General features: G+C 46.6%; 19 protein-coding genes and 1 tRNA gene. 4 read left to right on the top strand and 16 right to left on the bottom strand.

The window, feature by feature from the left end; genetic code table 11:
- On the top strand, nt 1–557 hold a 557-nt coding region (locus tag ACRC32_RS01440), incomplete at its 5' end, for a pyridoxamine 5'-phosphate oxidase family protein (RefSeq protein ID WP_438552307.1).
- Between the two features lie 85 nt (nt 558–642).
- On the opposite strand, the gene ACRC32_RS01435 is transcribed toward ACRC32_RS01440, so the two are convergent.
- The 16 genes from ACRC32_RS01435 to ACRC32_RS01360 form a co-directional block, all read right to left on the bottom strand.
- Complete coding sequence (locus ACRC32_RS01435) at nt 643–1,281, bottom strand: HesA/MoeB/ThiF family protein (protein ID WP_438552306.1); 639 nt, start codon at nt 1,279–1,281, stop codon at nt 643–645.
- A gap of 7 nt (nt 1,282–1,288) precedes the next feature.
- The gene (locus tag ACRC32_RS01430; RefSeq protein ID WP_438552305.1) at nt 1,289–2,119 is read right to left on the bottom strand and encodes a hypothetical protein; all 831 of its coding nucleotides are present in this window, start codon (nt 2,117–2,119) and stop codon (nt 1,289–1,291) included.
- Nucleotides 2,112–2,711: an exonuclease domain-containing protein gene (locus tag ACRC32_RS01425; protein ID WP_438552304.1), complete on the bottom strand. Its 600-nt coding sequence runs from the start codon at nt 2,709–2,711 to the stop codon at nt 2,112–2,114. The genes ACRC32_RS01430 and ACRC32_RS01425 overlap by 8 nt, the downstream gene beginning before the upstream one ends.
- Nucleotides 2,712–2,736: 25 nt before the next feature.
- Nucleotides 2,737–3,189, bottom strand: coding sequence for an NADAR family protein (locus ACRC32_RS01420; protein ID WP_438552303.1), 453 nt, complete (start codon nt 3,187–3,189; stop codon nt 2,737–2,739).
- Between the two features lie 8 nt (nt 3,190–3,197).
- Nucleotides 3,198–4,037 (bottom strand): GNAT family N-acetyltransferase, encoded by an 840-nt coding sequence (locus tag ACRC32_RS01415; RefSeq protein WP_438552302.1) that lies wholly within the window; start codon nt 4,035–4,037, stop codon nt 3,198–3,200.
- Nucleotides 4,038–4,061: 24 nt separating this feature from the next.
- Nucleotides 4,062–4,616 (bottom strand): RNA 2'-phosphotransferase, encoded by a 555-nt coding sequence (locus tag ACRC32_RS01410; protein WP_438552301.1) that lies wholly within the window; start codon nt 4,614–4,616, stop codon nt 4,062–4,064.
- Nucleotides 4,617–4,855: 239 nt separating this feature from the next.
- Nucleotides 4,856–6,289 carry a hypothetical protein gene (locus tag ACRC32_RS01405; RefSeq protein ID WP_438552300.1) on the bottom strand — a complete coding sequence of 478 codons (1,434 nt, stop codon included), beginning with the start codon at nt 6,287–6,289 and terminating at the stop codon, nt 4,856–4,858.
- 329 nt (nt 6,290–6,618) lie between these two features.
- Nucleotides 6,619–6,686, bottom strand: a tRNA-Thr gene (locus ACRC32_RS01400).
- Nucleotides 6,687–6,719: 33 nt separating this feature from the next.
- Entirely contained in the window at nt 6,720–6,920 is a 201-nt protein-coding gene (locus tag ACRC32_RS01395) for a hypothetical protein (protein ID WP_438552299.1), read from the bottom strand.
- Nucleotides 6,921–7,540: 620 nt separating this feature from the next.
- The gene (locus ACRC32_RS01390) at nt 7,541–8,068 is read right to left on the bottom strand and encodes an HD domain-containing protein (protein ID WP_438552298.1); all 528 of its coding nucleotides are present in this window, start codon (nt 8,066–8,068) and stop codon (nt 7,541–7,543) included.
- 91 nt (nt 8,069–8,159) lie between these two features.
- Nucleotides 8,160–8,324, bottom strand: coding sequence for a hypothetical protein (locus ACRC32_RS01385; protein ID WP_438552297.1), 165 nt, complete (start codon nt 8,322–8,324; stop codon nt 8,160–8,162).
- A 188-nt stretch (nt 8,325–8,512) separates the two neighbouring features.
- The gene (locus ACRC32_RS01380; RefSeq protein WP_438552296.1) at nt 8,513–8,758 is read right to left on the bottom strand and encodes an MmgE/PrpD family protein; all 246 of its coding nucleotides are present in this window, start codon (nt 8,756–8,758) and stop codon (nt 8,513–8,515) included.
- A gap of 253 nt (nt 8,759–9,011) precedes the next feature.
- Nucleotides 9,012–9,716 (bottom strand): DUF433 domain-containing protein, encoded by a 705-nt coding sequence (locus ACRC32_RS01375; RefSeq protein ID WP_438552295.1) that lies wholly within the window; start codon nt 9,714–9,716, stop codon nt 9,012–9,014.
- Nucleotides 9,709–10,785, bottom strand: a complete 1,077-nt coding sequence (locus tag ACRC32_RS01370; protein WP_438552294.1) for an SAM-dependent DNA methyltransferase — start codon at nt 10,783–10,785, stop codon at nt 9,709–9,711. Before ACRC32_RS01370 ends, ACRC32_RS01375 begins: the two co-directional genes overlap by 8 nt.
- A gap of 114 nt (nt 10,786–10,899) precedes the next feature.
- Nucleotides 10,900–11,280, bottom strand: coding sequence for a single-stranded DNA-binding protein (locus ACRC32_RS01365; protein WP_438552293.1), 381 nt, complete (start codon nt 11,278–11,280; stop codon nt 10,900–10,902).
- Between the two features lie 274 nt (nt 11,281–11,554).
- Nucleotides 11,555–11,857 (bottom strand): hypothetical protein, encoded by a 303-nt coding sequence (locus tag ACRC32_RS01360; protein ID WP_438552292.1) that lies wholly within the window; start codon nt 11,855–11,857, stop codon nt 11,555–11,557.
- A gap of 25 nt (nt 11,858–11,882) precedes the next feature.
- Between ACRC32_RS01360 and ACRC32_RS01355 the strand changes: the two genes are divergently transcribed.
- The 3 genes from ACRC32_RS01355 to ACRC32_RS01345 form a co-directional block, all read left to right on the top strand.
- Nucleotides 11,883–12,272, top strand: a complete 390-nt coding sequence (locus tag ACRC32_RS01355) for a hypothetical protein (protein WP_438552291.1) — start codon at nt 11,883–11,885, stop codon at nt 12,270–12,272.
- Nucleotides 12,262–12,669, top strand: coding sequence for an AAA family ATPase (locus tag ACRC32_RS01350; RefSeq protein ID WP_438552290.1), 408 nt, complete (start codon nt 12,262–12,264; stop codon nt 12,667–12,669). Before ACRC32_RS01355 ends, ACRC32_RS01350 begins: the two co-directional genes overlap by 11 nt.
- 19 nt (nt 12,670–12,688) lie before the next feature.
- Nucleotides 12,689–12,784, top strand: a 96-nt coding sequence (locus ACRC32_RS01345) for a transposase (RefSeq protein WP_438552308.1), incomplete at its 3' end; no start/stop codon positions are given.

Raw genomic sequence — 12,784 nt, 5'->3', positions numbered from 1 at the left:
GTCATGTAGGATTCGTTGTTGACTCTCAGCCCTTTGTGATTCCAACAGCCTACGGTAGATTAGGCAACTGCCTTTACATTCACGGTGCATCTGCTAGTCGGATGATGCGATCGCTCGCTTCTGGGATCGAAGTTTGCGTTACCGTGACTCTATTGGATGGGCTGGTACTCGCCCGCACTGTCTTTCATCATTCCATGAACTACCGCTCTGTCGTAATTTTTGGTACGGCAACTCTAGTCGAAGATCCCGATGAAAAACTCAAAGCTCTGGAGGTTTTCACCGAGCATATCGTACCTGGGCGATGGGCAGAAGCACGGCAACCCAATCGGCAAGAGTTAGCCGTCACATCAGTACTTGCCCTACCGTTAGATGAAGCATCTGCCAAAGTTAGAACGGGTCTTCCAAACGATGAAGAACAGGACTATTCCATCCCTGTTTGGGCTGGTGTGATTCCGCTGGAACTAACTGCTGGCGAACCGATCGGAAGCGATCGCCTCCAGCCAGAAATTACTCTCCCTGCCTATGCACGGAATTACACTCGCAGCCAAATCAGATAAACCTGGAGGAGCAGGTTTCGAGCGAGCCTAGACAACGCAAAGTGATGGTGGCATTTTACCCAGAGTAGCCTCCTCATCGTCCAACTTACAAACGCAGCGATCGAATAGTCAGATCCTTGAGTGTAATCGTGAAGTTGTGCCGATCGCCCGTGGCGATGAAAGAGACGATCGCCTCACACGCCACAGCAACAGTTAACATGACTAAATTTCGTGCCAGTGGATAATCGCAGATATCGTCATTGACATGGGTTGGAACCCGATACACCTGATTCCAGATTATTTCTGCATAGTCAGCCGATAATCCAGCATGAAGACAAGGAATCTCCGCTCGCTCGGCGTAATCCTTTACTGCCTGTCGTGACGTGCTGTTGTCAAAGACATCAACAATGAGCTGACTGTCTTTGAGTAGATGAGCCGCATTGAAGAGTGTTAATTCTTTGGTATGCGCTTCTACCTTCGTCCCGATCGCTCGATACAAATTGTTGGCTAAAATTTTGGCTTTGAATGCACCAATATCCGAACGGTAGTAGGGCTGAGTCGAGAGATTGCGTTCCTCAATCCGATCGCGATCGATGACTGTGAGTTTACTAAAACCAGCACGCGCTAAATTTTCAGTTAAGTTTGCTCCCAACGCACCCGCACCGCAAATCGTCACGGGATAATCCTTCAGCTTTGTCATGACTGCATGGGTGCGATAAAGCTGTTCGTGGAAGAAGATGCTCATATTTTTACTACTCTTGGCGTTCCATTACGCCGACTAATGATTGCAAGTCAAAGTCGCGATCGCGTCCGCTCAAGCAAATCCCAGAGCTGGCTACGGTTAAGTCATCCTTATCGATTGCGCTGGTATGACGAATCCCGTCTGCGGTCATCCAATCGACCGTCCAGTAATCGCCGCGATCGTAAAATTGATGCAGTTCGCCACCACCTAGTTTGAGTGCCTGTCGCAGTCGCTTTTCATCGCGTTGAGGCTGGGTAAACCCTTCAGTGCGTTGACTGACTAACTCGTAGAGCGATCGCATTTCTGGCGTGATGCCCTTAAACTGCAACTGGTCAATCCCAATCAGTTGCTTGAGAGCAGTTTGCAGGTTTTCAGCGATCGTAGGATCGGCACGGCGATCGACTGACTCAAACCAGCAAGAATTGCCATTCCAGCGAGCGACGATCTGCTCAAAGGCAACTCCTTGGGTGACTAGATGTACGGCTAAGGGTTTAACCGCCCCCAATCGTTGACGCACATCCGCTTGATTAACCGGATACGCCAGCCAGGATTGGCTTTGTAAGCGATAAACTAGCCGCAGTCGGACAGTTTGAAAGTGCTGTAAGTAAGCGGCAATTTGCGGTAAATCCGCTACTTCAACCAGCCTTGCGGTCTGCTCGTCCGCAGGCTGAAAGATGCCCCATCCCTCAAAGTCGCGGGGTTTGGGCGTGAAGGTGTAGACTATGCCTGCTACTCGCGTGCGAACTCGCCCACCCTTGACGCAGGGCGCAAGGAATTGAGTCGATTGTAGTTGTGCTTCGGCACTGGCAAAGGAGTGCAGTAACTTTCTGATGTCAGTCACGATCGGATCGAGCGTTTGAGTGGTAACTTAGCTGCTGTCTGCCCAAAATGAAAGGCAGCAGTTTGGCGATATTTCTAGCATCGTCAATGCCACGATGATGCGTTCCTTCCAGTTCAATCCCTGCCAGTCGCAATGCTTCTGCCATACCATATCGCTTGCGTAAGCCTTGGGTGTCACTGAAGCGTTGTTTGAGATTGACGTGGGGATAGGCGATGGGAAAAGGAACGTTGTGAAACTTGCTGTCTTGTTGGAACTGGTTGCGGTCGTAGTCTCCCCAGGAACCAAACACGGCATTTGGATAATTTGACAGCCATTGTTTCATAAGAGCGATCGCCTCTACGTACCCAGGAGCGCGATCGACCTGTGCTTGAGTAATTGAGGTCAACGATTTGCAGAACTCGGTGAGGACGGGATGACGAACGGGTTTGATAAACGATTGGAACTGGGTAGCGATCGCCAAGGTTTGCGCCTCGATCGTGACGGCTCCAATTTCGATAATTTCCATCTCATGTCGTGAGATCGTTCCTTTATCGCAACAAGTTGCTTCTAAATCGAGAATTAAAAAATAGTCGTATCGATCTAAATTCATCATTTACCCCTCACTTTTTCTCAACCGCTCAGGACGGTAAATTTCCGTTGCGGAAAATTTCACGTACTTCGACCAAAATTTGTCCTAATTTATTCTGACCACTGCCATCTTTGCCACAACCCCAGTAGTAATCGATGGGGGAGTTTTCCACCAGCACTTCATCCCCTGTAGAAAGCAAAATTTCTCGAATATCCGTATGAGTTTTGAACTTTTGCAGCACGCCCGCTCGCATCACGTCATCCTTCACTTGTTCCCAATCAGAACGGAGAGGTAGGGAACGATCGCGTCCCATGTTTGCTGCATCTTTAGGTGTTTTAGTTTGTCGTATTTTTTCTAAATAGGGCGTACCAACAAACTTCTGTGCTTGAAAATAATGTTCGCTCGTTGCCCAATACAATTCATCTAACATGAAGCCATGTGGTGAGAAATTGGAGAAGCAACCGTAGGGCTTTTCTCGTTCTACGTAAAAGTAAACGGTCATGGTTGCTCCTACAAAATAAACGAATAGTCGTGCCAGTCGCAGACGGGATGGTAGCCAATCTCGCGGTAGATATGATTGGAAGTAGGATTTGCCAGATCTGTAAACAAGAAACAGCTATGGCATCCCCGATCTAAAAGATTTTGGCTCAATGCTGCCACACAAGCAGTAGCATATCCTTTGCGCCGATACTGGGGTGGTGTATAAACTGGACCAATCCGAGCTGCCGCACTTAACGATTGACTACCGCTAGCCCATGAAACGGGGATGCCATCTTCCCACAGATAAATACTCTGTCGTTTCAATCCAGAATCCACTGCTTGCCGAGCATCTTGACTAACTACTCCGCCAATCTCAAAGTCAAATGCAGCGAACCACTCCAATAGCAAGGGGCGATCGCTTTGGGTCGCAGGTCTGAGATAACCACTGGCAGTCACAACAGGTTTTACCCCAGTTAAGGAGTGGATTCTCATTTCTCTCAAGAGTCGATAGGACTGCCCAGTTAAACTTTGCCATGCCTGCAAAAACGCTGACACCTCTGCAACTAGCCCACTGACACCAGGGATTTGCTCTGGTAGGGAGTGCAAATCTTGAGCGATCGCCCCTAAAGCATTCAAATCGCTTGCTTTGGACAGCACCAGTTTGTGTGGAGGCGTGCGGATGGCGACAGCCAGAATCTTACCGTTAGTTTCGGCGATCGCCAAGTAAGGAGGATCGGGATAGCGTTCTGGGTCATGCAATAGAGCGTGCGTAATACCGAGCAACAGATTATGCTCTGCCTGATGCTGGAGTAAGTAATCCCCAGCGCGATGCCAAAATTCTTGAACGTTGTCGAACCGACGTAATTGCACGATCGCCTCCTGACTGGAGCTGGATTAACTTGTGGGAATTGCGGTTAAGTATTGGGGTGGAACGCGATCGACCAGCCAAACCCCATTGTCCGAGCAGTAGAAGCTAAATCCTGCTTGGTGCATCGCGGCTGCATCGACTGTAAAGATTGCAGGACGACCGTGCCGCATCCCCACCTTACGCGCAGTCTCAATCTCCTGGGACAAATGGACGTGATGTCGCGACATCTTGAGCAATCCCGATTCCAAAATCGCTGACACCGATCTCTCACCAGTACCGTGATACAGGACATCAGGAGGAGTTTGCGGTTCTAGTTGCAGATCGACTGCGACGCTGTGTCCCTGGTTAGCACGGATACGAGTTTTCGTCTCGTCGAAGGAAAATCGTTGCTTGTCGCTAGTAGCAACAACTTCCTCTAACTCTGTACGAGTTAGGGAAAACTGATGAGCCGCGCAAGCAGCCAGCAACTCATCGACGCTCACCCAACCGCCTGGAGCCAAGGTGAGTCCGAGGCGTTCTGGGGTATGGCGCAAATGCTTGCTGAGATATTTGCTAATTTTGACCTGCCGTGTCTTATCCATTACTCTTGGGCGATCGATCTTTTGCGTGCAAGTTTTTAAAGCATTGCGCTTTCTGGGTTACTTTGAGGGACTCCACTGGTAAGTTATTACACATTCTTTAAAGGATGGCTACTTCTAAGCCCACCTCCTAGATTCTTCGTACTCCCCGTTCACAAGCGCCCGCTGCATTGCAGCGTTACCCTTCCTCTCGTACTCAGTATGTAGGCTTTACAGGTTAGGGCACGCAGGAAATTGTTGTCCTACTTATCCGTCCGCACAGGCAGTGCTGTATCCAGAATCTCCATTAGCAAGTCCAGACGAGAAGGGCGCGTCAGGAGCGGCACTAGGTTGGGCAAGCTGTAGTAGTCTCCCGCAAAGGTAAACGTTTCTACAGGTGCTTGCTGTTGCTTCAGTTGGCTCTCTAGCCAGTTGTAGTGAGTTCCTACACGGACAATTACCACATTCGGCATAATTGCCAACTCGCGGCAGTAGGTCTTGTAGGTTTCACCAAAGTAAGGAACCGCATTCTCGCCTTCGTCGGTGACAATCAGGATTTGGTCAACGACTTGCTTCTTCTTCCGCATCACCTCTAATGCACAGCCGATGCTAGTACCACCGCTTGCTTTGATATGCTCAAAGGCACGCTCCCAGTCGGTCAACTCCTTGCCCTGAGCTGTCACGGGATAAGGGATGTTGTCGAAAGCGTAGACAAACAGGTCTGAGCGAGTAATGCCAGAGATGAGTGCTGCCAGCTGCTTGCCAACCGCGATCGCCTGATGCATTGAACCCGACTTGTCCACCAGCATGGCAGTTGAACGGGTAATGACACCCCGCCGCTTCACCTGCTCGTTCGTCACCTTCTCCAACCGAGCCACCGTGTCTTCGTCTAGATCTGCTGCATCTGCTGCAATAGTAGCTTTGAATGCTGCCACCCGCGTACTCTTCGATGCCTCGTCAAGTTTGGAGTCAATCAACGCTTTCACCTCTGGACAATCCATTGCCCCTCTTGCTTTCAACGACTTGAGGTTATTGATCGTTTCCTGCGGGGTCATGCTGTCAATCAACGCTACCAAAAGGGTAGGAGTTAGTTGCTTAATCGCACCCACGGCGATCGTGTAGGGTAGCTTGAACTCGACAATTAACCGTGCTTGTTCTGCCGCACTCGTTGCCTTGGCAAGTTGCTTCAGCACCTCTGCCAGCGATCCAGTTGGCGGCTGGTCGCGGAACAAAATCGCATTTGCCCGCTCGCTGGGCTTAATGTGCAGTGACGCATACAAGTGCTTCATTGCCTTACGACCCCGCAAAGCAGCGCGATCGAACAGAGCGGGGTTGCGTTCTCGCGCCTTCAGATACCGTTGCACGGCAGTTCGAGCCGAACGAGGCAACTTATTTCGTTGCTGCTTCATAAAGTCCACCACGCGAGCCACTTGATAAGGCGGAAACTCTTGCAGCATGATAAATCCAGCATCGCGGTGTACGGGAAGATCGCTGGTCAACAGATGAGCGACAAACACTTCTTTATGGTCGCGCACGTCGCCATGACGCTGATACCAGACTGCTAGGTGTCCGTAGAAGATCGGGTCAAGTTCAATAATTAATTTGTGGATTTCTGCGACTTGCTCTAGCTTGCGGTGAGGAGTGGTGAGCAAGCTGTTAAGCATCTCCAGGCGCAAATCCCGTTCTGCATTATTCATAAGAACCTCCTGTTGTCCATAAATCAGGAGGCAGATGTTGCACGCAAGGTGATAAGTCACCGCGCAAGTTTTGAAAGCTAGTTCATTGTGCAAAGAATGTAAGCTTTCGCAATTGGGGCGCGGCAACAACTGCCGTTAAATTCAGTTATCAGTTATCAGTTATCAGTGACTAGCGATCGCGTTCCAAATGGGGACTTTTACCCCACTCGAAACTTGCCACTTGTAAGAGGTGGAGGACTCTAACTAGGGCAAGAAATCATTGTTTTTACTGGTCACTGGTCACTGGTCACTGTAAAAAGGTACTTCATGCAAGTTGAAAAAGCTGTTGTTCATATGCAGGACTTGAACCTGCGACACCTTTCTTACGAGGAAAGCGCTCTACCACTGAGCTAGTATGTAAGCTTTTCCGATTAGGGCACGAAGTGAATATTTAACCGTAAACTGCTTCAGGACGAACGATTAGATCGCCACTGGGACGGCGATCGACGACATAAGCAGAGAGGCGATTCACATTGACATCTAAATGTCGTGACACTCGGTTTTTCACCGCTAAATCGTTCATACCTGCGGTAATGTTCAGTTGTGCTTCTGTAACATCGAGCGATCGCCCCTCAAACCGAATATGAACCATTGCTATCACCTCTTGTTTTCAACGTAAGTTTTTAATGGACAGCAAACTCGAACCGCAGACGCAAATCTCATCTGCGATCGCTTGTCTAAAGTACTAAAATTGAAGTTTCTACGATATGCAAGGTGCGAGAAGCTGTTTTTTAGCCTCCATTGGCGGAGGCTGTAGGATTTGAACCTACTTCGCTTTTCAGGCGAATGACCAGTATGTAAGCTTCTGGGGTCGGGGCACACCGTAGAACCCTGAAACATCAGTTGCGGCGGGAACTGTAGCCGTAATGACCGAGTTACTAATAACTGTCATTCATTGGCTTAACTCCCTTGCATCTCGTTTCATAATACAAACATAATACAAAACACTACAAAGTGTCAAGGTATACTACAACTTTTTTTCAGCAGTGAGAGGGAAAGGGCAAGAGGAACGACTGTATAGCCCTTTCTGATTCAGGTTTGCTAGTTACGCTAGTGACAAATCTGTGCTTCGCTCATCTGCCACAGCTTGTAGACAAAGAATTTGGCGCATTCGCAAGTGTTTCCAAAGGAAAATCGCTCATCACAGTCAGGAACATCTCTTCATAGGTATGGGTTTCTCCTTTTGAGCGGGAAATGACGCGATTAATTGTCTCAAAGAAGAGAGCGACTCAACCGCTCTTGAGAGCAATCGGCAACCGCTTCAAATAAAGAGTCAGCAGCAATAAAAACATCCCAAAAATCTTTACCTGTTTGTTTGGCGATCGCGTCGATCGTCTTTGCTTCTAACTCCTGATTCCTGCATCCCTTCCACAAGCTATCAGCCAAGGCTACTAACCAATCCTCAGTGGTGGCATCTATAGAGCGCCATTGGGCATGAGTGCGGCAAAATCTTGCAATTTCTGGCAGTAGATCGAGGGAGAGTAGCAGTTGTTCTCCATCGCGCTCGTGATGGTTTCCCGAACCGCTGATTTCGTTTTGATGTTGAATTTTTTCTGCGTCATGCAGAGCAGCTCCTACTAGCACAAGCTGACGATTAAATGCGAATTCGGGAAATAGATGGTGCAGTTGTTTGACTAACTCCAAAGCTGCTTCAACTACTAAACGATGGTGTTGCACGAGTTGAGGTGGTGCAGACAATGATTCCAGCAGTGCAAGTGCATCTTCAACAGTTTCAAACATCACTTGCTAACCATGAATCATATTGCTGAATTAGTTGTTCGATAAACTGTAGTTCTTCCGAGCTTGGCTCCCCTAGTACGCCTAAATAGTGCTAGCCATCTTCATACAACCCTAGTATTTCTTTAAAATCTAGACGTTTTACATCCCGAATCTGCCAGCAGATAACTTTAAGAAAAGGCAATTTTTCTGGGACTTCAATCTTAGGACCATTTGTTTTTTCAATCGCCATACTATTATAATTACGGTCATTATTCATGACTAAAATCTTGCAATAGTGCGCGAACTTGTTTTGTCAGTCTTACTACCAAACGGCAATTTATTGCTAGTGCTGTTTAAAGTTACCCTCCTTTGAATGTTATCTCGATCCTGCAAAATATTTTTGATTTTTTCTAGAGATAGAACAAAAATAATCTTTTCTTCTCCATTATATAGTTAAGGTTGGTTTTAGCTATAGCATCTAGGAGGTAATTCTTGGATAATTTCTTCCGTTCCGTCTTCTTGCCGTCGATACTCATAGCAACGACTATCTGCTAATTCCATCACGAGTTTGCCGTTTCTCGAATAAAAGATTGGATTGCCTGCTGCTTTATGGAAGGCAATTTCCTTCTTAACTTCTTCTTGTGCTAGTCGTGCCGTCTCCTTGACCCACTGAGAAAATTCACTCGTTCCATCTGCTGTTTTAGTGGACATTTTATTTTCTCCTGTTGGGGAGCTGTCTCTGGTTTCCATAGTTAATAGTTCCTACTTCTTTACTTTTATCTTATAATAATATAATTTACCTGGACGCAGGCAGATTAATATTTTATTTAAGTCTAAACTTAATAGTTCTAATTAAAGTATTTAGAACTTATTAATTCATTTGTTTCAAATCCCTGACTCAGCAGCAGCTTGGCTGCTCGCACATTTTCTCTTGCTTTAGCCAGCAGTTTCTCCTGTTCGGGTGTCATATGACAATACCTTCTTGCTGAATATTTCTTAACAGCAAATCGTTGCCATTTTGGAAATGGTTTTCATCCATGAATATGCAATTGATTAATTCATTAGACTGAAGTGATAGTTCATCAATTATTTTGCTAGTGCGTTCGATCTCACCCCACTGCTCGACCGAATCTTTTAGTACTACTAAAATATCAATATCTGAATCTGGGCTAGGTTCGCCACGAGCTACAGAACCAAAGAGGATTATTTGAATTAACCGCTCTCCGTACAGATTTATCAGTGCTTGCTTAAGTTTTATTAGTAAAGCCTCTGTTTTCTGCTTCATTTGCTCTCTGTATTGTTGCAATAGCTTAACTAAATGTTGCTTTGCTGGGAGAAACTCCACATATTTGACTGCTGCTAAAATTGCCTCTTCAGTTAATCCAGGATAGTTTTTGATGATGTCACCGGAAAACCAGCCATCTTTGAGCTTTTCTAAAATCATTTCAACGGAAATGTCCGTACCTGCAATTACTGGTTTTCTTTCTGAGTTAATAGCAATTTGCTGTTGTAATGTTGTTTCCATAATATTTTTAATAGTCTTTGGCTCAATGCCAGTTTTCTTCTTCCTATTTTGTATTATTACTTGAGTTATTTGCTTGAAGCAGCCTGCACCATCTGATACCAACAACATGGTGCAGTACAATACAGACGCGAGTGCTTCAAGCACTATTTCGTGGTTTATCAATGACGAGCATCCGCGTATTTACATTTGTCCGGCGCTCGCTCCGGAGGAAAGAGCCAGGGGGATTATCAAACTCTGTTGCTTGGAGGTGGTGCAGCCAACGGCGAAACTGTTGATATTTCTGTTTGCTGCTTTTGGTGTAGCAGCAACTAGTAATGCCTACCAGCCTGCCGCCAGGAATTAACCATTTGTTAGCCTGTTGGATGTGGTAAATGTCGTTACCGAGACTGAAAGGTGGATTCATGATGACGCGGTGATAGATCGGTTGTGGAGTTGCCTGCATGAAGTCGTCACCAATCCAGTTGAACCCTTGGCGTTTCAAAAGAGAGCGCAGGGTGGGCGATACCTCGAAGCAATCAGGCTCGATGTCCGCTGCTCTGAGATATTCGCAGATCGAGCCAGAGCCAGCAGAAGGCTCCAACACTCGCATCTTCGGTTCGAGTGCGGCAAGCGAAAGCATTTGTTCGATTAAATGTCTGGGTGTAGGAAAGTAATCGGGTATTCCTTGCCACACTGCCTCTCGTTTGAGCTGGGCGATCTCTTGGGCTGCTGTTTCTTCAGGGCTGCAATTGCTAAAATCGCCCAACTGTTTAAGTGCGGCGATCGCTCTCAGGCATTGTTTTGGCGTATGAATGCCCGCGCTCTTTAACTTTTTCACCCACTCAATGTACCGCTCGGTTGAAGAGAATACGCCTTCTATGTCCTGGTTGCTCCAACTGTCCTTGCTCATAGCTGCTAGGACTTCCAGTTGGGTTTTAGCATTGATTCCATTCAGAATGCGGGGCAAATCTCCAAGTTCTGCACGGTCTGCCATAGCGTAAAGCCACGACTGAATTCGCTCTAACCTCACTCCCTCTTGATACATGGAATCAGCAATCCCAGCGCGGCGACGGGTAGGGTTAAGTTGGGCTATGGGTGGATTTTTCTTGGCAGCGATCGCATCGTTCATTGCATCGGCTAAAGAGCGTAGTTTCTGAGCCTTGCGCGGATTAGGGAAGAGTAGGGGACTGTCGGCTTCAGTACAAGTTAAGTCCCAAATTTCTAATTGCTGCATGAGCGTTAGAGCGAGGATAAATTGCCTTTTTCCAACGCCGTGAGGCGAGCAAATAGAAATAAATCAGCGGGATTTTCTCTGACAAAGTAAGTCAGAAAATCCCGCCGATTCGGATTAAAATTCAACGTTGGCAACAGCAGGTTCAGTCTCAGGGTCAGCAGTGCGCGATTGAGGCTTGCTCAAATACTCAATCTGTTCTGCTCGAATAACAGTGCAGTTACGGTAAGAACCATTCTCTAAACGAATGTTTCCACCAGATAGTTGTCCTGCAACTGCTACCTGCTGACCTTGTACTAGGAATTTACTAGCATTTACAGCACTGCGACCGAAGGTTTCTACCCAGAAGAATTCCGCTTTCTCCTGTTGCTGTCCGCTGCGGTCAGTGTAGTAGCTGTTGTAAGCTAGCAAGAAACTCACCTTAACAGTGCCAGAAGGCAATACTTCTTGGCGAGGAGCAGTAGCGAGGTTGCCGAGAATAGAAACTTGATTAATCATAAGTTATGGCTCCAATTCAGTTTCAATGGTTTCGCCGCGTCAGCGGTGAGAAATTGTGAGAAAGTGCAGAATAATAGTTCAACACTTTTCTCAGTGTTTTCGCCTCGTCAGAGGCTTGTACAGAAAATAAAGTCAAGCAAATTCTCAATTTTTTCTCTCATATCTTTTAGAAAAGAAATGAGTAGATTAACCGAATAAATGTAAGAATAAAAAAATATAACGCTAAAGAGAATAGCGTCCATTCCTTGAAGGAAAGTAGGACGCTACTTCTTGGCTAAATTCTCTCGCGATCGACCGTTGCTGGCGTGGAGGAAGCGGCTACTTGTTGCGTGTTGAACTGAGCGTTAAAAGCCTTGCGCCTTGCCCAAGACCGCTCGTTAATTTCTTGCAAATCTTCCAGAGATTTACCGAATTTGCGTTGTGCGTACTCTAAAAGCTGTTCTAGTGAATAGCGCCTTGATTCAACAGTACCGAATACCTCGATAAAACGGACTTTGAGTTCGTTCCAAGAGAAGGAATCTCCTACTGACTTCTTAGCTGCTAATCCCTGCAATTCTCGTAGCGTATAGTAGAACACCGCTATGGTCCTTTTCTTCCTGTAGATGGTCCAATTCCCCTGCATCGAAGAGCGTAGTTTCAAGAAAACACGAACGCAGAAACGAGCTGACCGAATTGAATCTTTAGCTCAACAGTTATCTTTGCCACGCAATGCTATTGCCAAGGTAAATCTAGTTGACTCTCCACAAAGTTTCGTTGAATTAAAGGTGCAGCCATTTGTCGATCCCGATCCGTTTCAAGAACTGACTTATTCCACAGTTATTGCGGCAAAACAGGCGATTGCTGAGTATTTGGCACGACCGTTAGCTAAACTTACCCCCGGACAAATAGCTTATATAAACGCAACTTTAGATAGCACTCTAAATAAACAAGTGGTGATGGAAAAAATTCGAGATTTCTTCAATCCCTTATCAGGAAGTCACCATGCTGAGTGATGTGATGAATTATTTTGGTTTGAAACGAACTTTGGAATATGTAGGTTTTTTTGAGACTGAAGAACAAGCCCATTTATTCAAAGAGCTAAAACCCCAAATTCGCCAAGGTCGATTGATTGCCATAGCAGGGGTTGTTGGCTGTGGCAAGACGACTATTTTGCAGCGATTGCAATTAGAATTAGCCTCAGAAAAAGACATAATTATTTCCAAGAGCCTTGCAGTTGACAAAGATAAGGTGACTTTGGGAACTTTAATGGCTGCTTTGTTCTGCGATTTAGCTACAGAAAAGGATACCAAGCCACCAACCCAACCCGAACAACGCGAACGCAAGCTGTTGGCATTGATTGAGAAATGCCGCAAACCAGTTGTATTACTAGAGCGTGTTATGCACTTTTAGGGTTCGCTAGAGTAGGGATATGGATAGAAAAGCATACCCGACTGATGTGAGCGATGAAGAGTGGGCATTTGTCGCTCCATACTTAAGCTTAATGAAAGAAGATGCTCCTCAACGA

Source organism: Chroococcidiopsis sp. (assembly GCF_051657925.1).
GTDB lineage: Bacteria > Cyanobacteriota > Cyanobacteriia > Cyanobacteriales > Chroococcidiopsidaceae > Chroococcidiopsis.
Note: the sequence above shows the minus strand (reverse complement) of the source record. Positions and strands in the feature narration are given on the sequence as shown.

Bases quoted from the DNA above. Each gene is read 5' to 3' on its own strand.
- ACRC32_RS01435 (WP_438552306.1), bottom strand. From the start codon at position 1,281: ATGAGCATCTTCTTCCACGAACAGCTTTATCGCACCCATGCAGTCATG.
- ACRC32_RS01425 (WP_438552304.1), bottom strand. From the start codon at position 2,711: ATGATGAATTTAGATCGATACGACTATTTTTTAATTCTCGATTTAGAA.
- ACRC32_RS01420 (WP_438552303.1), bottom strand. From the start codon at position 3,189: ATGACCGTTTACTTTTACGTAGAACGAGAAAAGCCCTACGGTTGCTTC.
- ACRC32_RS01410 (WP_438552301.1), bottom strand. From the start codon at position 4,616: ATGGATAAGACACGGCAGGTCAAAATTAGCAAATATCTCAGCAAGCAT.
- ACRC32_RS01405 (WP_438552300.1), bottom strand. From the start codon at position 6,289: ATGAATAATGCAGAACGGGATTTGCGCCTGGAGATGCTTAACAGCTTG.
- ACRC32_RS01395 (WP_438552299.1), bottom strand. From the start codon at position 6,920: ATGGTTCATATTCGGTTTGAGGGGCGATCGCTCGATGTTACAGAAGCA.
- ACRC32_RS01390 (WP_438552298.1), bottom strand. From the start codon at position 8,068: ATGTTTGAAACTGTTGAAGATGCACTTGCACTGCTGGAATCATTGTCT.
- ACRC32_RS01385 (WP_438552297.1), bottom strand. From the start codon at position 8,324: ATGAATAATGACCGTAATTATAATAGTATGGCGATTGAAAAAACAAAT.
- ACRC32_RS01380 (WP_438552296.1), bottom strand. From the start codon at position 8,758: ATGTCCACTAAAACAGCAGATGGAACGAGTGAATTTTCTCAGTGGGTC.
- ACRC32_RS01370 (WP_438552294.1), bottom strand. From the start codon at position 10,785: ATGCAGCAATTAGAAATTTGGGACTTAACTTGTACTGAAGCCGACAGT.
- ACRC32_RS01365 (WP_438552293.1), bottom strand. From the start codon at position 11,280: ATGATTAATCAAGTTTCTATTCTCGGCAACCTCGCTACTGCTCCTCGC.
- ACRC32_RS01355 (WP_438552291.1), top strand. From the start codon at position 11,883: ATGGTCCAATTCCCCTGCATCGAAGAGCGTAGTTTCAAGAAAACACGA.
- ACRC32_RS01350 (WP_438552290.1), top strand. From the start codon at position 12,262: ATGCTGAGTGATGTGATGAATTATTTTGGTTTGAAACGAACTTTGGAA.